Annotated in this window: 20 protein-coding genes; 3 read left to right on the top strand and 17 right to left on the bottom strand. The window is 68.0% G+C overall.

Annotated elements, in window-relative coordinates:
• Position 1 precedes the first annotated feature (1 nt).
• The 14 genes from ASD43_RS10130 to ASD43_RS17015 all read right to left on the bottom strand — a co-directional run bounded on the left by ASD43_RS10130 (position 2) and on the right by ASD43_RS17015 (position 13,831).
• A complete protein-coding gene (locus ASD43_RS10130) occupies positions 2 to 529 on the bottom strand; it encodes a dihydrofolate reductase family protein (RefSeq protein ID WP_056416915.1) in 528 nt (175 codons plus the stop codon).
• Positions 530 to 572: 43 nt separating this feature from the next.
• Positions 573 to 1,529, bottom strand: coding sequence for a tRNA (adenosine(37)-N6)-dimethylallyltransferase MiaA (miaA, locus tag ASD43_RS10125; protein ID WP_056416912.1), 957 nt, complete (start codon positions 1,527 to 1,529; stop codon positions 573 to 575).
• A complete protein-coding gene (gene miaB / locus ASD43_RS10120) occupies positions 1,526 to 3,073 on the bottom strand; it encodes a tRNA (N6-isopentenyl adenosine(37)-C2)-methylthiotransferase MiaB (protein WP_056416911.1) in 1,548 nt (515 codons plus the stop codon). Before miaB ends, miaA begins: the two co-directional genes overlap by 4 nt.
• Positions 3,074 to 3,210: 137 nt before the next feature.
• The gene (locus ASD43_RS17220) at positions 3,211 to 3,792 is read right to left on the bottom strand and encodes a regulatory protein RecX (RefSeq protein WP_056416907.1); all 582 of its coding nucleotides are present in this window, start codon (positions 3,790 to 3,792) and stop codon (positions 3,211 to 3,213) included.
• A gap of 397 nt (positions 3,793 to 4,189) precedes the next feature.
• Positions 4,190 to 5,233, bottom strand: a complete 1,044-nt coding sequence (gene recA, locus ASD43_RS10110; RefSeq protein ID WP_056416904.1) for a recombinase RecA — start codon at positions 5,231 to 5,233, stop codon at positions 4,190 to 4,192.
• Between the two features lie 264 nt (positions 5,234 to 5,497).
• On the bottom strand, positions 5,498 to 5,722 hold the full coding sequence (locus ASD43_RS10105) for a DUF3046 domain-containing protein (RefSeq protein WP_056416901.1): 225 nt from the start codon (positions 5,720 to 5,722) through the stop codon (positions 5,498 to 5,500).
• Between the two features lie 21 nt (positions 5,723 to 5,743).
• Positions 5,744 to 6,052 (bottom strand): helix-turn-helix domain-containing protein, encoded by a 309-nt coding sequence (locus ASD43_RS10100; RefSeq protein WP_042541772.1) that lies wholly within the window; start codon positions 6,050 to 6,052, stop codon positions 5,744 to 5,746.
• A gap of 141 nt (positions 6,053 to 6,193) precedes the next feature.
• Entirely contained in the window at positions 6,194 to 6,676 is a 483-nt protein-coding gene (locus ASD43_RS10095) for a CinA family protein (protein ID WP_056416899.1), read from the bottom strand.
• Positions 6,673 to 7,248, bottom strand: a complete 576-nt coding sequence (gene pgsA / locus ASD43_RS10090) for a CDP-diacylglycerol--glycerol-3-phosphate 3-phosphatidyltransferase (RefSeq protein ID WP_056416897.1) — start codon at positions 7,246 to 7,248, stop codon at positions 6,673 to 6,675. The genes ASD43_RS10095 and pgsA overlap by 4 nt, the downstream gene beginning before the upstream one ends.
• The gene (locus ASD43_RS10085) at positions 7,248 to 9,989 is read right to left on the bottom strand and encodes an FtsK/SpoIIIE family DNA translocase (RefSeq protein ID WP_056416893.1); all 2,742 of its coding nucleotides are present in this window, start codon (positions 9,987 to 9,989) and stop codon (positions 7,248 to 7,250) included. The genes pgsA and ASD43_RS10085 overlap by 1 nt, the downstream gene beginning before the upstream one ends.
• Before the next feature lie 79 nt (positions 9,990 to 10,068).
• Positions 10,069 to 10,563 (bottom strand): GNAT family N-acetyltransferase, encoded by a 495-nt coding sequence (locus ASD43_RS10080; RefSeq protein WP_056416890.1) that lies wholly within the window; start codon positions 10,561 to 10,563, stop codon positions 10,069 to 10,071.
• A 69-nt stretch (positions 10,564 to 10,632) separates the two neighbouring features.
• Positions 10,633 to 12,309, bottom strand: coding sequence for a ribonuclease J (locus ASD43_RS10075; protein ID WP_056416885.1), 1,677 nt, complete (start codon positions 12,307 to 12,309; stop codon positions 10,633 to 10,635).
• 68 nt (positions 12,310 to 12,377) lie between these two features.
• The gene (gene dapA / locus ASD43_RS10070) at positions 12,378 to 13,355 is read right to left on the bottom strand and encodes a 4-hydroxy-tetrahydrodipicolinate synthase (protein WP_056416883.1); all 978 of its coding nucleotides are present in this window, start codon (positions 13,353 to 13,355) and stop codon (positions 12,378 to 12,380) included.
• A 29-nt stretch (positions 13,356 to 13,384) separates the two neighbouring features.
• Positions 13,385 to 13,831 (bottom strand): EF-Tu/IF-2/RF-3 family GTPase, encoded by a 447-nt coding sequence (locus ASD43_RS17015; protein WP_082539350.1) that lies wholly within the window; start codon positions 13,829 to 13,831, stop codon positions 13,385 to 13,387.
• A 36-nt stretch (positions 13,832 to 13,867) separates the two neighbouring features.
• Here ASD43_RS17015 and ASD43_RS10060 point away from each other — a divergent pair, with 36 nt between their 5' ends.
• On the top strand, positions 13,868 to 14,407 hold the full coding sequence (locus ASD43_RS10060; RefSeq protein ID WP_056416879.1) for an NUDIX domain-containing protein: 540 nt from the start codon (positions 13,868 to 13,870) through the stop codon (positions 14,405 to 14,407).
• Between the two features lie 43 nt (positions 14,408 to 14,450).
• Here ASD43_RS10060 and ASD43_RS10055 read toward each other — a convergent pair whose 3' ends face one another.
• The 3 genes from ASD43_RS10055 to ASD43_RS10045 are packed head-to-tail and all read right to left on the bottom strand — an operon-like array spanning position 14,451 to position 16,494.
• Entirely contained in the window at positions 14,451 to 15,212 is a 762-nt protein-coding gene (locus tag ASD43_RS10055; protein WP_056416875.1) for an SDR family NAD(P)-dependent oxidoreductase, read from the bottom strand.
• Positions 15,212 to 15,688 carry a dihydrofolate reductase gene (locus ASD43_RS10050; RefSeq protein WP_056416871.1) on the bottom strand — a complete coding sequence of 159 codons (477 nt, stop codon included), beginning with the start codon at positions 15,686 to 15,688 and terminating at the stop codon, positions 15,212 to 15,214. Before ASD43_RS10050 ends, ASD43_RS10055 begins: the two co-directional genes overlap by 1 nt.
• Entirely contained in the window at positions 15,685 to 16,494 is an 810-nt protein-coding gene (locus tag ASD43_RS10045) for a thymidylate synthase (RefSeq protein ID WP_056416868.1), read from the bottom strand. The genes ASD43_RS10050 and ASD43_RS10045 overlap by 4 nt, the downstream gene beginning before the upstream one ends.
• A 96-nt stretch (positions 16,495 to 16,590) precedes the next feature.
• Here ASD43_RS10045 and ASD43_RS10040 point away from each other — a divergent pair, with 96 nt between their 5' ends.
• Both ASD43_RS10040 and ASD43_RS10035 read left to right on the top strand, forming a co-directional pair.
• Positions 16,591 to 17,001 (top strand): thioredoxin family protein, encoded by a 411-nt coding sequence (locus tag ASD43_RS10040; protein WP_056416862.1) that lies wholly within the window; start codon positions 16,591 to 16,593, stop codon positions 16,999 to 17,001.
• Positions 17,002 to 17,021: 20 nt separating this feature from the next.
• Complete coding sequence (locus ASD43_RS10035; protein WP_056416860.1) at positions 17,022 to 17,588, top strand: DUF4395 domain-containing protein; 567 nt, start codon at positions 17,022 to 17,024, stop codon at positions 17,586 to 17,588.
• Positions 17,589 to 17,648: the final 60 nt, after the last annotated feature.

Here is a 17,648-nt window from a genome sequence, read left to right as displayed (position 1 = left end):
CTCAACCTCGCCGCACGCGGTACCGACCGCACAGGAAGGCGCGGTTGCGTGCGACCTCGAGGAGTTCGAGGTCCAATGCCCTGGGCAGCAGGGGCGCTCCGGACCCGAGGGTGACCGGGGCGTACTGGACCCAGACCTCGTCGAGCAGCCCGGCATCGGCGAACTGCCCGGCGAGGTCTCCTCCCCCGACGATCCAGATGTCCTTGCCGTCCGCGGCGGCCAGCATGTCGGAGTGCAGGTCCGCCACGTCGCCCTGCACCGAACGGATGTCGGAGCCCGACGGCAGATCGAGCTCTCTGTGGGTGAAGACCCAGGTGGGCTGCGTGTATCCCCAACGCCCTTCTTCGTGCCGCATGACCCACTCGAAGGTCGAGGCCCCCATGGCAAATGCTCCGATGGACTTCTCGAACGCCGCGTAGGACATCGGCCCCTCGGGGTCGATGTCCTGAGTCAGCAACCAGTCCAGCGAGTGGTCGTCTGTGGCGATGAATCCGTCGAGGCTGCTGGACGTGTAGTAGTGGGTGGCCATGCTGCGACTCTTGCACGCGCCACCGACATCAGGAGGGCGTGCGTCAGAGGCGCAGCAGCGTCTTCGCGTCGACCGGCGGCTCGTGCCAGGTCAGTGCCGGGTAGCGCTTGAACCAGGAGACCTGGCGACGCGCGTAGCGGCGGGTGAGCGCCTGTGTCTCGGCGATCGCCTCCGGCTCTGTGAGGCGCCCGTCGAGCTGTCCGAGCGCCTGGGCGTACCCGATCGCGCGAGGGGCGGTCGTCCCCCGTTCGAGCCCCCGCTCGCGCAGCTCGCGCACCTCGTCGATGAGACCTGCGCTCCACATCCGCTCCACTCGAGCATCGAGCCTTTGGACCAGGACGCCGCGATCGACATGGAGTCCGCACAGCCGCGTGTGCTCCTGCCAGAGAGCAGGGGCTTCCGGCAGTGCAGCTCCGTGCGTGCGGCTCCCCTGCTCGATGACTTCGAGAGCACGGATGACCCGTCGATCGTTACGTGGATCGACCCGCGCCGCCGTCTCGGGGTCGAGCAGGCGGAGCCGATCGAGCAGCACCCCGACGCCCTCGACCGCGAGTTCCTGCTCGAGACGCTCACGGATCACGGGGTCTCGTGGGGGGAAGGCGAAGTCGAACACGACGCTCGAGACATACAGCCCGGAGCCTCCGACGAGGATGGCGTCCCCTCCACGCTGCTGGATCTCCGAGACCGCCGCCCGTGCCAGTGGCTGATACCAGGCCACCGCCGCGTCTTCGTCGACGTCACGCACATCGAAGAGATGATGCGGGATACCACGGCGCTCGTCGAGCGGCAGCTTCGCCGTACCGATGTCCATGCCGCGATAGAGCTGCATCGCGTCGGCGTTCACGATCTCCGCGGGGTTGCCGCGTGCGCGCAGTGCCTCGGCGAGATCGAGAGCGAGATCGCTCTTGCCTGTCCCCGTCGCACCGACGATCGCCCAGAGGCGCGGAGCTCCGAGGTCGCGGGAGGGTGTGGGGTCCGCCGCCTCGTGCGCGGAAGTCACACGCCGACGCGCAGGGTGGGGAGTCCGAGCGAGACCGCCCGCGCCCCGTCACCGGAACTCGGCGCCGGAACGGCACAGGACTCCGCCTGGCCGCGCTCCCATGCGTCTCCGCCGCGAGTGCGACGGATGCGCAGAGGCGCAGCGGAGGGATCGTCGGCGAGCAGGTGGAACGGTGCCGCGTGGGTGATGATCACCGACACCACGTCACCGGGGCGCGGAACGTCCGACCCGGGCGTGATCTCGAAGTGCACCAGCCGGTTGTCCTGAGCGCGCCCGGTGAGCCGGTGCGTCTCGGCATCCTTCTTGCCCTCGCCTGTCGAGACGAGGACCTCGACCTCGCGGCCGACCTGACGCTGGTTCTCCTCGAGCGAGATCCGCTCCTGAAGCGCGATCAGGCGGTTGTACCGCTCCTGAACGACCGCCTTGGGGACCTGGTCACCCATGGTCGCCGCCGGCGTGCCCTCGCGGATCGAGTACTGGAAGGTGAACGCGCTCGAGAATCGCGCCTTCTCGACGACACGCAGCGTGTCCTCGAAATCCGCATCGGTCTCCCCCGGGAACCCGACGATGATGTCGGTCGTGATGGCCGCGTGCGGGATGCGCTCCCGCACGCGATCGAGGATGCCGAGGAAGCGGTCGCTGCGGTACGAGCGCCGCATCGCCTTGAGGATGCTGTCACTGCCCGACTGCAACGGCATGTGCAGTTGCGGCATGACGCTCGGGGTCTCGGCCATCGCGTCGATCACGTCGTCCGTGAACGCCGCCGGGTGCGGGCTGGTGAAGCGGATGCGCTCCAGGCCTTCGATCTCGCCGGCGGCGCGCAGGAGCTTGCCGAAGGCCTGGCGGTCTCCGAACTCGACGCCGTAGGAGTTGACGTTCTGGCCGAGCAGGGTGACCTCGATCGCCCCGTCATCGACGAGCAGCCGGATCTCGTTGAGGATGTCGCCCGGTCGGCGATCCTTCTCCTTGCCGCGCAGGCTGGGGACGATGCAGAACGTGCAGGTGTTGTTGCATCCGACGGAGATCGACACCCAGCCGCTGTGCGCGGAGTCCCGTTTCGTGGGCAGAGTCGAGGGGAAGACCTCGAGCGATTCCAGGATCTCGAGCTCGGCATCGCCGTTGTGACGCGCACGCTCGAGGAGCCCCGGCAGGGAGCCCATGTTGTGTGTGCCGAAGACGACGTCGACCCACGGTGCCTTGTCTAGTACGGCCTGCTTGTCCATCTGGGCCAGGCAGCCGCCCACGGCTATCTGCATGCCGTCTTTCCGACGCTTCACCGAAGCGAGCTGGCCGAGAGTTCCGTAGAGCTTGCCTGCGGCGTTGTCGCGGACCGCGCAGGTGTTGATGATCACGACGTCGGCTTCGTCGCCCTCGGTGGCGCGGACATACCCGGCGCTCTCCAGAGAGCCGGACAGCCGCTCGGAATCGTGGACGTTCATCTGGCATCCGAAGGTACGCACTTCGTAGGAGCGCTGGCGTCCGTCGAGGTCGATTGCCGCCGACAACGAACTGATGATCGTCGGCTCACTGCGCGGAATAGTCATGGTCTCTCCATTCTACGAGCGCCACATCGCGGATGCCGTGTGCGGACCGCCGAACCGACGCAGCCTCGATGCTCACGCCACCCTCCTGCAAAGCTCCCGTCGACGCAGTCCCGGATGACCCGGCGCCGTCGAACCCGTCAGTCGGAGTCGACGAAGCGCACACCGGACCGCGGTCCACGGAACGATGACTCCGCGAGTGCCGTCTTGGCGGCGTTCATGGCGACCGAGCCGTTATACCCGCGCCGCGAGAGCTGACCCACCAGTCGCCGCAGCGCGGTGTCAGCGTCGAGGCGGGACAGGCTCTGCGCCTTGGACCTCGCGAACTCCAGCGCGCGTTCCGCATCGTCGTCGGGAAGTTCGTCGAGCGCCGCGTCGATGATGTCGCGCGGGAGGCCTCTCTGCGAGAGTGCCCGCGAGAGCGCGACCCGGCCCTGCCCCTTGCGTCCGACCCCGGAGGTGACCAGCTGGTCCGCGAGGAGGGCGTCGTCGAGATACCCTCGCCGACAGAAGTCGTCGATGATGTCGTTGATCACACCGGTCTCGAGCCTGATCCGATCCTGCTCGTACCCCTTCAGCACCATGCGCGATTCGGAGATGGACAGGGAACGGGAGCGGAGCTTGCGTACGAGCACCTGCTCCGCCGCCTCGCGCAGTGCATCGGCGTCCGGCGCCTCTCGGCCTCCTGCGGAGTCCTCGACTCCTGCAGAGTCCTCGCCCACGTGCAGCGCCCGCAGCCTGGGAGCCGATCTCGCCGCTCCTCCTCGTGCGGGGTGACGCTCGCTCGGGTCACGCGGACCCGTCGCTGCACCCACACCTGCCGTTGCACCTGCCGTCGCCGAACCGCCACTCCACGTCGATCGCCACGCTCCGATGCCATCGGTAGCGTTGCGCTGGCTGTCGACGCCTGCGCTCCCGGTCCCTGCAATCTCGGCTGCACCGTCTCCGGGTTCGGTCGCTGGACGCGCCGGTGTAGAGACGGCATCCGCACTCCCGCTGTCGGCCGGTGTCGCACGGGGCGTCCGACCGAACAGCGGGATCACGGGGGCGAGCTGTTCCGGCTCGCCCCCGTGATCACTCATCGCTCACTCCGAGTACGGAGCTGACGCGCGCCGATGATCACGCCGGTCGGCGCTCGGCGAGCTCATCGGCGGGAGCCTCGGAGGCTCCGCCGATGCCGAGCTTCTGCTTGATCTGCGTCTCGATCGCCAGAGCGATGTCAGGATTCTTGAGGAGGAACGTGCGGGCGTTCTCCTTGCCCTGACCGAGCTGGTCGCCGTCGTAGGTGTACCACGAGCCGGACTTCTTGACGATCGCGTGCTCGACACCGAAGTCGATCAGGCTGCCCTCACGAGAGATGCCGACTCCGTAGAGGATGTCGAACTCCGCCTGCTTGAACGGCGGGGCCATCTTGTTCTTGACGACCTTGACCCTGGTGCGGTTTCCGACTGCGTCGGTGCCGTCCTTCAGAGTCTCGATACGCCGGATGTCCATGCGGACGGAGGCGTAGAACTTGAGCGCCTTTCCACCGGCGGTGGTCTCGGGCGAACCGAAGAAGACACCGATCTTCTCACGCAGCTGGTTGATGAAGATCATCGTGGTGTTCGTCTGATTGAGACCACCGGTGAGCTTACGCAGCGCCTGCGACATCAGGCGGGCCTGGAGTCCGACGTGCGAGTCGCCCATCTCGCCCTCGATCTCGGCACGCGGCACGAGCGCGGCGACCGAGTCGATGACGATCAGGTCGATGGCGCCCGAGCGGACGAGCATGTCTGCGATCTCGAGTGCCTGCTCACCCGTGTCGGGCTGGGAGACGAGGAGGGCGTCGATGTCGACGCCGAGCTTGGCTGCGTAGTCCGGGTCGAGCGCATGCTCGGCGTCGATGAAGGCGGCGATGCCGCCGGCGCGCTGAGCGTTGGCGATCGCGTGCAGAGTCAGCGTCGTCTTACCGGAGGATTCCGGGCCGTAGATCTCGACGATACGTCCACGCGGCAGTCCTCCGACGCCGAGCGCGACGTCGAGGGCGATGGAGCCGGTCGGGATGACGGCGACGGGTGCGCGCTCGTCGCTGCCCAGCCGCATGACCGAGCCCTTTCCGAACTGACGATCGATCTGTGCGAGTGCGGTCTCGAGGGACTTCTCGCGGTCAGCGGGTGATGGCATGTCGTGCTCCTAATGCTCGCATGGTGCCGCCTGTAGGCTGTCGCGGTCCTCCCGGCTGGGCGGAACTCTCCGACAAGGCGTATGGCTCTTCGGCTTGTTCCTCACGGTACGAGGCACCTCCGACATTGCGTCGTCGGTACCGAGAATTCGGGAGAACAGTTCCGCTGAACCACTTGTGCAGAACACTACGCCGATATCGAACACATCTTCGACGACACGCCGATTTCACGGCGCGTCCTACCGAACGAATGACGGGTGGGTGCGTCAGCGTCCGCGCGGCTCGAGCCGTCCGGCTCCGTGGCGCCGCTCGAGCGGGACATCGGTCTCGACGCAGAGCGCCGACCAGATGTCGCGGGGCGGGACGCCGGCCTCGAGAGCCTCGTCGGCCGTACGGCCCGAGAGCTGAGGCAGGGAGAGATCGTTGACGAGAGAGGACGCACGGCCGCCGAACTCGGCGTCGACGGCGCGGAGGAATTCGCTACGACGCATGCGAGTCCGGGGATCCGGGCGTCAGTGCAGCGAGAGCTCGGGCTCGACCGATGCGACGAGGTCGTCGGGAACGACATCCGGGAACACCTGGATGCCCTCGAGGACCGAGATCCGGTCTCCCACTTCACGCATGATGATCGAGATCGGAACGTCGAGGGCGTCGGCCACCGATGCGAGGATCTCGCTCGAGGCCTCCTTCTGACCGCGCTCCACCTCACTGAGGTAGCCGAGGGCCACAGAAGCCTTGCTCGCAACCTGCCGGAGCGTGCGCCCCTTCTGCAGGCGGAAGTCCCTCAGCACATCGCCGATTTCCTGTCGTACAAGAATCATCGGAACCTCCTCCCAGGTCGTCCGATCGAGGTCTGCCTCGATGAGATCGCCAGTCTAGTCCTACCGAACTTCACAAAATCTACCCTTGCACGCTGTGGTTTCCGTGTGAGCACATTCCAGACAACCGTCGATGGCTCGCTCCTATTCCCCGACCACGCGCACGAGCAGCGCGAGTGCGGCTTCGACCGTGAGGGCACGGATCTGCGCCCGATCCCCCGAGAACCCGAAGACCTCTGCACTCGCTGCCTCCGGTGTCACGACGGCGATGTGCACGGTTCCGACGGGCTGGCCGTCGGGCGAGTCGGGGCCGGCGATGCCGGTCGTCGACACACCGACATCGGCGTCACGTCCGTGCACCTGCACCGCCCGGCGCACTCCGGAGGCCATCTGCAGAGCGACCTCGGCATGCACGGGTCCGTGGCGCGCCAGCAGCTCGGCATCGACGCCGAGAAGGCTGTGCTTGACAGGCGTCGCATACGCCACGACACCGCCGAGAAGAACGGTCGACGCTCCAGGAACCGCGACGACCTCAGCCGCGAGGGCTCCGCCGGTGAGCGACTCGGCGATGCCCAGCGTCCACCCGCGCGTCGAGAGCGCTGCGACGACCGCGGAGGATGCGGTCACGACGATCGCCGGGACCCTCGTACCTGCGCGACGATGTAATCGATTCCGCTCGCGACGGTGAGGATCAGCACCGCGATCATCAGGATCGCCGTGATGACGATCCACAGCTCCGCACCGATCACCACGTGCAACGGGAGCAGCGCCCAGGAGAGTGCGACGCCCTGCACGGCGGTCTTCACCTTGCCCATCCAGGCCGCGGCGACGACGTGCTCCTTCGCGACGACCAGGCGGTGCACCGTGATGCCGATCTCGCGGATCAGGATGACGATCACGAGCCACCACTGCAGTTCGCCGAGAATGGCCAGTCCGACGAAACCGGCCCCGGTGAGGAGCTTGTCCGCGATCGGATCCCACAGCTTGCCGAAGTCGCTGACGATGTCGAAGCGTCGGGCGAGGTAGCCGTCGACCCAGTCGGTCGAGATCGCGACGATGAAGAGTATTCCGGCGACCCATCGCATCGCGAGACTCTCGATGCCGTACGTTCCGCCGAGGAGGAGAACGACGAAGAAGACGACGGCGAGCGGGATTCGCGCGATCGTGATCGCGTTCGGGAGCTGGCGTGGGATGCCCATCAGTCGCGCCCCGTCAATCCCCAGGCGTCTTCATCGCCGTCGTCATCGGACTCCACCACGGGCAGACCCTGGAACTGTGCCTCGACCGGATCGTGCGGCGTGCCAGCGGCCGTGGCTCCGACAGCCGTCGGCGCGGCGTTCGCGGCAGGAGCATCATCACCGCGCAGTTTGGCCATGACCTGGGGAAGCTGCTCGGCCGTGGCCAGCACGTCGCGCGCCTTGGATCCTTCCGAGGGTCCGACGATCTCTCGCGATTCGAGGAGGTCCATGAGGCGTCCGGCCTTCGCGAAGCCGACGCGCAGCTTGCGCTGGAGCATCGACGTCGAACCGAACTGCGACGAGACGATGAGCTCGGCGGCCGCGAGAAGGAGCTCGAGGTCGTCGCCGATGTCCTCGTCGACCTCCTTCTTCTTCGTCGGCTCCAGGGCCTCCTGGACGTCGGGACGATAGTCGGGGCGGGCCTGACGCGTGACGTGCTTGACGACGGCGTCGATCTCCTTCTCGTCGACCCACGCTCCCTGCAGACGGAACGGCTTGGACGACCCCATCGGAGAGAAGAGCGCGTCGCCCTGTCCGATCAGCTTGTCGGCTCCGGGGCTGTCGAGGATGACCCGGCTGTCGGTGACACTGGTCACCGCGAAGGCGAGCCGGGACGGCACGTTCGCCTTGATCAGGCCGGTCACCACGTCGACGCTCGGACGCTGCGTGGCCAGCACCAGGTGGATGCCGGACGCGCGCGCGAGCTGCGTGATGCGCACGATCGAGTCCTCGACGTCACGCGGGGCGACCATCATCAGGTCGGCGAGCTCGTCGACCACCACGAGCAGGTACGGATACGGCTTGAGCACGCGCTCGCTGCCCACCGGAAGCTGCACCTCGCCGGCGCGGACCGCGCGGTTGAAGTCGTCGATGTGTCGGAAGCCGAACGATGCGAGATCGTCGTACCGCATGTCCATCTCCTTCACGACCCACTGCAGCGCTTCGGCCGCCTTCTTCGGGTTCGTGATGATGGGCGTGATGAGGTGCGGAACCCCCGCGTAGCTCGTCAGCTCGACGCGCTTCGGGTCGATGAGGACCATCCGCACATCGCTGGGTCGCGCGCGCATCAGCAGGCTCGTGATCATCGAGTTCACGAAGCTCGACTTACCCGAGCCGGTGGATCCGGCCACGAGCAGGTGGGGCATCTTCGCCAGGTTCGCGATGACGATGTTGCCCCCGACGTCTTTACCGACGCCGATGGTCATGGGATGCGTGCTCTTGTGCGCCGCGGGCGAGCGGAGCACGTCGCCGAGCGCGACCATCTCCTTGTCGGCGTTGGGGATCTCGATGCCGATGGCGCTCTTGCCGGGGATCGGCGAGAGGATGCGCACGTCGTTGGAAGCCACCGCATACGCGAAGTTGTTGCTCAGCTGCAGGATCTTCTCGACCTTGACGCCGTGACCGACCTCGACCTCGTACTGGGTGACCGTCGGACCGCGCGAGAAGCCGGTCACCTTGGCATCGACCTTGAACTGGGTCAGCACGCTGGTGATCTGCTCGATCACCTTGTCCGTCGCCTCGGATCGCACGACAGGAGGCGGCCCTTCGACCAGGAGACCCGGCGAGGGCAGGATGTACGGCGCGACGGGAGCCTGCGGCCCGCGCTCCCCCGGGCCCGCCGTTCCGAAGCCGTCGAGACCGGGAAGCTCAGGGGCCTCGCCGGTGTCGGACCCGTCGTCGAGCAGCGCCGTGGTCTGCTGCCCGGCGAGCGAGTCGGCGACCGCGCGCACCTCGGACAGCACCTCGGTGGCCGCGTCGTAGGGGTCTTCGACGACGACGGCCTGGTCGTAGGCGGGCGTCGGCTCAGCGGTCGTCAGCAGCGCCGTGATGTCGTCGGAGCCGAGGGTGCCCTCGTCGGGGTCCTCCTCGCGTCCGGTCTTGTTGCGTCTCCACCACGGCAGCACATCGGGGTCGTCGACCTTGTCGGCGTCGTCGATCGATGCGGCGTCCTTGGCGGGCTTCTCGGTGCGCTCCGCGTCGAACATCCACGCGTACAGGTCGCCGAGGCGCTGGCCGATGCGGTTGGGCGGCGTCTTCGTGAGGATCAGGATGCTGAGGGCGGCGAGGACCGACAGCAGGATGTACGCGCCGACCGGGGTGAGGTAGGACAGCGGTTCCCCGAGCATCCAGCCGAACAGACCGCCTGCCTCGCTGAGAGCGGGCATGCCGTCCTTGGGCTGCGGACGCACGAGGAGACCCGCGGAATCCGCGCGGCCTGCCGCTGTGTGGCAGAAGCCCGCGAGAGCGAGGATGAACAGCCCGAACCCGATACCGATGCGTCCGTTGTCGTGCACGGACGACGGGTGGCGGAACAGCCAGCCGGCGAGCAGGAGGAGCAGGACCGGCATGACGAAGGCCACGCGCCCGACGAGAAGCCCCACTGAGTAGGCGCTGATGTTCGCAGCGACCTCGTTGCCGATGAAGAACCATTCGTTGACCGCGCCGGCGATCGCCAGAAGCACGAGCAGGAACGGGAAGCCGTCGCGGCGATCGTCCTTCTCGAGGGTCTCGGGCCCGAATGCCCGGAAGAGTCCGCCCACGCCGTGGGCGAGTCCGTTCCACGCCCGCACCGCCACCGGAGGCTTGTCGATCTCGTCGATGTACTTCTTGGGCGCCGCCTGAGCCTTCGGAGCGGCCTGCCTCTTCGGGCGAGGCGTGGCGCTCTCGGACGCGCGCGCTGATTTCGTGGTGCTCCTGGCCATGCTCTCACGTTACGGTGAGAGGCCGACATTCCCCGTAATGACGCGGCATTCCGGACGCTTCCATGCCCCGGCGGCACGGTCAGGACATCCGATTCACCATCGTGTCGCGCGCGGGTCCCGACTCGGTGACGATGAAGCCCTCGGAGCGGTAGAGCGTCTTCGCGAAGTTGTCGTGCTCCACGCTGAGGCTGATCCGGGGATGCCCCTGGCTGCGGGCATGGGCCACCAGCCGTCGCAGGAGCGCCCGACCGACCCCGTGCGCCCGCCATACCGGCCGCACCCCGATGATGAGTTCGGGCACGGCTGTGCCGACGAACCCGAATCCCGGGTCGTCCTGCGCGAGGATCCGGTACCAGGCCGCGCCGATCGGCCCGTCGTCGGAGTCGACAGCCACGAAGCCCGCATCCGCCGGTCGCATCCACCCCGCCACGTAGCGACGGTGCTCGACGGCGGTGAGGATCTCATGCCGCGCGCGGGCTCCGCCCGCACGCCAGTTCGCCGCCTCGACGACCATGTCGCCGAGGAAGCTCCCGTCCGCCTGTGTGGCGGTGCGGATCGAGAAGGCGTCCGGCATGCCTGGAGGGTACGACGCCCGCGTTACAGCCGCATGACGCGCGGCTGTGAACGGGGTCGCGGTCGAGGATCAGGCCTCGATGACGAGCGGGACGATCATCGGACGGCGACGGAGCTTCTGGTTCACCCAGCGACCGATGGTCCTGCGGATCACCTGCGAGAGCGCATGCGTGTCGCGGACTCCGTTGCCGGAGGCCTCCTTCAGCGCGGCGATGATCTTCGGCGTCACGTCGTCGAACACGGAGTCGTCCTCGGCGATGCCGCGGGCGTGGATCTCGGGCCCGGAGATGATCCGGCCGGTGGCGGCGTCGACGACGACGATGACGGAGACGAACCCCTCCTCGGCGAGGATGCGACGATCCTTGAGGTCGGCATCGGTGATGGCACCGACGGTCGAGCCGTCGACATAGACGAATCCGAGGTCGAGCTGCCCGACCACGCGCGCGTCGCCGTCCTTCAGGTCGATCACGGTGCCGTTCGACGCGATGATCGTGCGCTCGGCCTCGACGCCCGTGTCCTGCGCGAGCTTGGCGTTCGCGATCAGGTGTCGGTACTCCCCGTGGACGGGGAGGACGTTCTTGGGCTTGAGGATGTTGTAGCAGTAGATGAGCTCGCCGGCGGCGGCGTGACCGGAGACGTGCACCTTGGCGTTCGCCTTGTGCACGACGTTCGCGCCGAGCTTGGTCAGGCCGTCGATCACGCGGTAGACGGCGTTCTCGTTCCCCGGGATCAGGCTGGACGCGAGGATGACCGTGTCACCGGGTCCGGGCTCGATCGCGTGGTCGAGGTTCGCCATGCGGCTGAGCACGGCCATCGGCTCGCCCTGCGACCCCGTGGACATGTACACGATCTTGTCGTCGGGGAGGTCCTTGGCCTTCTTGTAGTCGATCAGCAGCCCGCTGGGCACCTTCAGGTACCCGAGGTCCTCGGCGATCGTCATGTTGCGCAGCATGCTCCGTCCGAGCAGGGCGACGCGACGGCCGTGCGCGTGGGCGGCGTCGAGGACCTGCTGCACACGGTGGACGTGGCTGGAGAAGCTCGCGACGATGACCCGGCGCGGGGCCTTGCCGATGACCTGGTCGAGCACAGGGCCGATCGAGCGCTCCGTGGGGGTGAATCCGGGGACGTCGGCGTTCGTGGAGTCCACGAGGAAGAGATCGACGCCCTCCTCGCCGAGGCGCGCGAAGGCACGCAGGTCGGTGATCCGGCCGTCGAGCGGGAGCTGGTCCATCTTGAAGTCGCCGGTGGCGAGGACGAGGCCGGCGGGGGTGCGGATCGCGACCGCGAGAGCATCCGGGATCGAGTGGTTCACGGCGACGAACTCGAGGTCGAAGGGCCCGACCTTCTCGTTCTGCCCCTCCTTCACCGTCAGCGTGTACGCCTTGATGCGGTGTTCCTTGAGCTTCGCCTCGACGAGGGCGAGGGTGAGGCCCGAACCGATCACCGGGATGTCGCTCTTGAGGCGCAGCAGGTAGGGCACGGCGCCGATGTGGTCCTCGTGGCCGTGGGTGAGCACGACGCCGACGATGTCGTCGAGGCGGTGCTTGATGGGCTCGAAGTCCGGCAGGATCAGGTCGACGCCCGGCTGGTGCTCCTCGGGGAAGAGCACGCCGCAGTCGACGATCAGGATCTTTCCGTCGAACTCGAAGATCGTCATGTTGCGGCCGATCTCGCCGAGTCCGCCGAGCGGGGTCACTCGGAGGGTTCCCTCGGCGAGGGCAGCGGGTTCTGAGAGCGGAATGGACATGTGGTCTCCTCAGTCGGATGCCCGAGGCATCCGTTCGTTCGTTACGACGCGCCTCGGCGCGTCAGGTGTCAGCGGGTGGTGCCGTGCACTTTCGGCAGGGCGCCGCCCGCGGCCGCGTTGCGGTCGGGGCGGAAGTTGGAGAAGTCGGCACCGGCGAGATCGCTCACGAGGTCGAGCTCGTCCTCGATGAGGGCGGCCTCCCACTCTTCGGGACCGACGAGCGGCAGACGCACGCGGGGGCTCGAGATGCGCCCGAGGCCGTGCAGGATGTACTTCGCCGCGACCGTTCCCGGCACGTGCGTCATGACCGCGCGCACCAGGGGCTCGAGACGCTTGTGCTCGACGGTGGCGGCGGCGAGATCGCCGCGATTCACCGCGTCGACGATGGTGCGGTACGGGGTGGCGGTGATGTTCGCGGTCACGCCGATCAGGCCGGTGGCCCCGATCGAGAGATGCGGGAGCGCATTCGCGTCATCGCCGGAGAAGTACATCAGATCGGTCTGGTTCAGCACGCGGCTGACTTCGGAGAAGTCGCCCTTCGCATCCTTCACCGCGAGGATGTTCGGGTGCTTCGCGAGGCGCAGGATGGTCTCGTACTTGATCGGCACGCCGGTGCGCCCGGGGATGTCGTAGAGGATGACCGGCAGATCGGTGGCGTCAGCCACGAGTCGGAAATGCGTGAGGATCCCCGCCTGCGTGGGCTTGTTGTAATACGGGGTGACGATCATGATGCCGTCCGCCCCGGCCTTCTCGCTGGCCCGATACAGCTCGATCGCGTGCGCGGTCTCGTTCGATCCACCGCCGGTGATGATCTTCGCGCGCCCGGACGAGACGGACTTGCCGACCTCGACGAGCCTGAGCTTCTCGGGGTCGGTGAGCGTGGAGGTCTCCCCCGTCGTCCCCGTCACGACGATGCCGTCGGCACCCGCGGTGATGACGTCGTCGATGTGCTTCTCGACGGCGGGCCAGTCGACTTCGCCGTCGGCCGTCATCGGAGTGACGAGCGCGACGAGGACCTGTCCGAAGGGATTGCCCGAATGCGTCATGCCCCCCAGCGTATCGCTTCGGGTGCTGCTCACGCAGACGGGGCGGGGCGGATGACGTCGCCGCGGGCGACGGCGATCTTCTCGCGGAGCAGAAGACCCGCCAGCTCACCGACCGTGGCCTCTTTGACATGCTTCCGGAACATCTCGATGCCGGTGATGCGCGTCTGCGCCTGCACGACGCCCTCACGGAGCACCTGGATGTCATCGTCCACCCGCAGCACGCCTGATCTCATCGTGCCCGTGGCGACCATTCCGCGCCCTGTGATCGTGAAGACGTCCTCGACCTGGAACTCCGCCCCGGTCGAGTGCACGGACAGCGCGCCGGATGCCGCAGGGCGCGTCCTGTCGTCGACCGTCGGCTCCTGCGCGGCACCGGAGGTCATCGCCGTGAGTCGCGCGGCCTCGGCCTCGTTGTACCGCCGGAGCACCTCGTTCGCGTCCTCGGCGTCTCGCTTTCTTCCGAACAGCCATCCCATACGGACGATCCTACGGAGCCACCTAGGCTCGACACCATGACATGGGTCACACACGAGTCGTCGACGGTCTACGCGAACCGGTGGATCGAGGTGCGGGAGGACCAGGTCACGGGCCCCGCCGGCGACGGGATCTACGGCGTGGTGACGATGCGGCATCCGGCTGTCTTCGTGATCGCGCTCGACGACGAGGATCGGGTCTGCCTCGTCACCCTCGAGCGGTACACGACGGGCGTCTCGATCGAGGTGCCGGCAGGGGGAAGCGACGGCGAGGATCCTCTCGCGGCCGCGAAGCGCGAGCTGCTCGAGGAGACCGGGTTCGTCGCCGCCGACTGGACGCCGCTCGGAACCATGAACGCCCTGAACGGCATCGCGGATGCGCCCGAGCACGTGTACCTGGCCCGCGGCCTGACCTCTGCGGACGATTCCACGCGCACGCAGGCGGAGGAGGGCATCGACGCCGTCAGCTGGGTGCCGTTCGCCGAGACGCTGCGCATGATCGCCGACGGGCGCATCACCGATGGGGAGACCGTGGCGGCGATCGCCTACGCCGGCATCCACCTGCGCAGATTCCGCTGAACGGCGTCGGTGCGCCCGAGGGCGATCGCTCCGAGCACCCGGATCAGACGCGACCGCGCCTCGCCACACCCGATGTCACGGAGCTCGGGAGCAGGCTCGCGACTGCCACGATCGCCTTGTAGCGCAGCGACGGGACCGAGACGGCCCTGCCTCGCGCCGCATCACGGAGACCCGCACGGACCACGTCTCGCGCATCGAGCCACAGGAAGGACGGGACGCCCTCGTGACCGGGGGCGAGTCCCATCCGCTCATGGAACGTCGTGTGCGTGAACCCCGGGCAGACCGCCGTCACGCTGACCTTCTCGGACGCGTATTCGACATTCGCCCAGCGACTGAAGCCGATGAGCCAGCTCTTGCACGCCGAGTACGTGGACCGAGAGATGAAGCCGGCGACGGAGGCGACGTTGATGATGCGTCCTCCGCGGCCGCGCATCGATCCGAGCGCGGCGTGCATGAGGCGCATCGATGCCTCGACATGCACCCGCAGGTGGCGCACCTCGTCGTCGATGTCGTTGTCGGCGAACTGCAGCGGCAGCCCGAAGCCCGCGTTGTTGATCAGGAGGTCCACCGGGTCCGACGCATCGCCGAGACGATCGGCCACGCGCTGCACATCGGCCGTGATCGAGAGATCGGCCGCGAGCACCTCCACCGCCACACCGAATTCGCCGCGCAGTTCCGCGGCGACGTCCTCGAGAGCCTCGGTCGTCCGCGCGACGAGGATCAGATCCGCCCGTCGACGGGCCAGCTCGCGGGCGAACTCGGCGCCGAGTCCGGCGCTCGCGCCCGTGATGAGTGCGGTGGGCATCAGCGCTCGTATCCGAGGAAGCGGTAGCGGATGCCGGAGCGCGAGGTCTCCCACTCCGACTCGTCGACCAGCCGCCAGCCGGTCTTGTCGGGCGCGTAAGCGTCGCCGGTGACGTCGAGATCGAGCTCCGTGACCTCAAGGCGGTCCGCATCGCCGATCACCAGGCGGAAGATCTCCGCCCCGCCGATGATCCAGACCCTCTCGTGTCCGCGCACCGCATCGGTCACGGTGGCGGCACGTGTCGCACCCTCCGCGGACCAGTCCTGCTGCCTCGTGACCACGATGTTGTCGCGACCGGGAAGAGGACGGAATCGCGGGGGCAGAGAGTCCCAGGTCTTGCGCCCCATGATGACGGGCGCGCCGAGGGTCGTCTCCTTGAAGTGGGCGAGGTCCTCGGGGACGTTCCAGGGCATGCCGCCTTCGGCGCCGATGACCCCTCCCCTGGCTTCCGCCCAGATGAGGCCGACCCAGGTCATACCGCGACCGCCGCGCGGATCGGGGCGTGGTGCTGGTAGTCCTCGACGACGAAGTCCTCGTACCGGTAGTCGAACACGGACTCCGGGGTGCGGGCGAAGCGCAGCGTCGGGTACGGATACGGCTCCCGGCTCAGCTGCTCGCGCACCTGCTCGACGTGGTTGTCGTAGATGTGGCAGTCGCCACCGGTCCAGACGAAGTCGCCGGGCTCGAGACCCACCTGCTGCGCGACCATGAGGGTGAGCAGCGCGTAGGAGGCGATGTTGAACGGCACTCCCAGGAAGAGATCGGCGCTGCGCTGGTAGAGCTGGCAGGAGAGCCTGCCGTCGGCGACGTAGAACTGGAAGAGGGCGTGGCAGGGCGCGAGGGCCATGTCGGGGATGTCGGCAGGGTTCCACGCCGACACGATGAGGCGACGAGAGTCGGGCGACTGGCGGATCTGCTCGATCACCTCGGCGAGCTGATCGATGCTCCGACCGTCGGGAGTCGGCCACGAGCGCCACTGCACGCCGTACACCGGACCGAGGTCGCCGGTCTCGTCGGCCCATTCATCCCAGATCGTGACCCCGTTGTCCTGCAGCCACCTGACATTCGACTCGCCGCGGAGGAACCAGAGCAGCTCGTAGGCGATCGATTTGAAGTGCACGCGCTTCGTCGTGATCAGGGGGAAGCCCTGGGAGAGATCGAAGCGGATCTGCCGGCCGAAGACGCTGGTGGTCCCCGTGCCGGTGCGATCCGACTTGTGCGTGCCGGACTTCAGCACGTCGCGGAGCAGGTCTTCATACGGCGTCGGGACGGCTGCGCTCATGTCTGCCAGACTACCCGCCCTTGGGGCGCGGATGCCCGATCGTCACGAGCCGACACAACCGCCCTCGGCCCGTCATCGGCCCCGTATCCTCGATCCATGTCGCCCGCACTCGCCCTCGCCGCGGCCGTGGCTCTGCTCGCGCTCGCCACCGCCGTCGGCATCGTGCTGCGCGTCCGCGACGGCCGCCGGCGAGCGGGCGGTCGACTGCGTTTCGACCCCGCAGATGCGGGCGTCGGCGCTCTGGGCTCTCATGCGACCCTGGTGCAGTTCAGCACCGAGATGTGCACCCGCTGCCCGCAGGTGCGACGGATGCTCTCGTCGTACGTCGCCGAGCACGACGGCGTGCACCATGTCGAGGTCGATCTCACCCATCGCCCCGACCTGGCGTCCCGCTATCGGGTGCTCCAGACCCCCACCACCTTCGTCGTCGACGCCTCGGGCGCCGTCCTAGCCCGCTTCCACGGCGTGCCGCAGCGCCACGCCCTGACCGACGCCCTCGCCGCCTGACGAGAGATCCTGGAGCAGAGATGACCAGCACCCCCGGTATCGACCCGCGCGGGCCGCGTTTCGCGGCCACGATCACGACAGTGCTTCTGCTGGTGGCCACCTTCCTCGGTCTGATCGGGATCTCGACAGCCCGGACGTTCGGCTGGTTCGCATACCAGCCGCTCGCGACGGCGGAATTCGGATCCGGCACCTGGGCGGTCGCCTCGGCATCGCTCGCCCAGCGGGCAGTCGACCCGGGCTTTCTCCTCACCGTCGTGATCGCGTTCCTGTTCCTCTGGGGCGTCGCATGGCCATCGACCGCACCCTGGGGCGTCGTCTTCCGGCGGTTCGTGCGCCCTCGGCTCTCGCCTCCGACCGAGCTCGAGGACCCGCGTCCGCCGCGCTTCGCACAGGGCGTCGGGCTCTTCGTCGTCACCGTCGGACTCGTCCTGCATCTGGTCGGCGTGCCGTGGGCGCTTCCGATCGCGACCGCCGCGGCCTTCGTCGCCGCGTTCCTGAACGCAGCCTTCTCGGTCTGCCTCGGCTGCCAGCTGTACCTGCTCCTGCAGCGCGCAGGACTCGTCGCGCGCGGCTCCGCCGCGACCTGAGGATCACGCGCCGGCCGCCCGACGGCTGTTCCCCCGCCTCGCCCCGCTCGGTAGGCTGAC

Source organism: Microbacterium sp. Root553 (assembly GCF_001426995.1).
In the GTDB taxonomy this organism is placed as follows: domain Bacteria; phylum Actinomycetota; class Actinomycetes; order Actinomycetales; family Microbacteriaceae; genus Microbacterium.
The sequence above is the reverse complement of the archived record's forward strand: the minus strand, read 5'-3'. Positions and strand labels throughout refer to the sequence as shown.

What these genes read in the sequence shown, in the direction of transcription:
- ASD43_RS17015 (WP_082539350.1), bottom strand. Translation starts at nt 13,831, where the DNA reads ATGGGATGGCTGTTCGGAAGAAAGCGAGACGCCGAGGACGCGAACGAG.
- pgsA (WP_056416897.1), bottom strand. Translation starts at nt 7,248, where the DNA reads ATGGGCATCCCACGCCAGCTCCCGAACGCGATCACGATCGCGCGAATC.
- ASD43_RS10050 (WP_056416871.1), bottom strand. Translation starts at nt 15,688, where the DNA reads ATGACCTGGGTCGGCCTCATCTGGGCGGAAGCCAGGGGAGGGGTCATC.
- ASD43_RS10105 (WP_056416901.1), bottom strand. Translation starts at nt 5,722, where the DNA reads ATGCGTCGTAGCGAATTCCTCCGCGCCGTCGACGCCGAGTTCGGCGGC.
- ASD43_RS10085 (WP_056416893.1), bottom strand. Translation starts at nt 9,989, where the DNA reads ATGGCCAGGAGCACCACGAAATCAGCGCGCGCGTCCGAGAGCGCCACG.
- ASD43_RS10080 (WP_056416890.1), bottom strand. Translation starts at nt 10,563, where the DNA reads ATGCCGGACGCCTTCTCGATCCGCACCGCCACACAGGCGGACGGGAGC.
- ASD43_RS10040 (WP_056416862.1), top strand. Translation starts at nt 16,591, where the DNA reads ATGTCGCCCGCACTCGCCCTCGCCGCGGCCGTGGCTCTGCTCGCGCTC.
- ASD43_RS10055 (WP_056416875.1), bottom strand. Translation starts at nt 15,212, where the DNA reads ATGCCCACCGCACTCATCACGGGCGCGAGCGCCGGACTCGGCGCCGAG.
- ASD43_RS10130 (WP_056416915.1), bottom strand. Translation starts at nt 529, where the DNA reads ATGGCCACCCACTACTACACGTCCAGCAGCCTCGACGGATTCATCGCC.
- ASD43_RS10045 (WP_056416868.1), bottom strand. Translation starts at nt 16,494, where the DNA reads ATGAGCGCAGCCGTCCCGACGCCGTATGAAGACCTGCTCCGCGACGTG.
- ASD43_RS10035 (WP_056416860.1), top strand. Translation starts at nt 17,022, where the DNA reads ATGACCAGCACCCCCGGTATCGACCCGCGCGGGCCGCGTTTCGCGGCC.
- dapA (WP_056416883.1), bottom strand. Translation starts at nt 13,355, where the DNA reads ATGACGCATTCGGGCAATCCCTTCGGACAGGTCCTCGTCGCGCTCGTC.
- ASD43_RS10075 (WP_056416885.1), bottom strand. Translation starts at nt 12,309, where the DNA reads ATGTCCATTCCGCTCTCAGAACCCGCTGCCCTCGCCGAGGGAACCCTC.
- recA (WP_056416904.1), bottom strand. Translation starts at nt 5,233, where the DNA reads ATGCCATCACCCGCTGACCGCGAGAAGTCCCTCGAGACCGCACTCGCA.
- miaB (WP_056416911.1), bottom strand. Translation starts at nt 3,073, where the DNA reads ATGACTATTCCGCGCAGTGAGCCGACGATCATCAGTTCGTTGTCGGCG.
- ASD43_RS10060 (WP_056416879.1), top strand. Translation starts at nt 13,868, where the DNA reads ATGACATGGGTCACACACGAGTCGTCGACGGTCTACGCGAACCGGTGG.
- ASD43_RS10100 (WP_042541772.1), bottom strand. Translation starts at nt 6,052, where the DNA reads ATGATTCTTGTACGACAGGAAATCGGCGATGTGCTGAGGGACTTCCGC.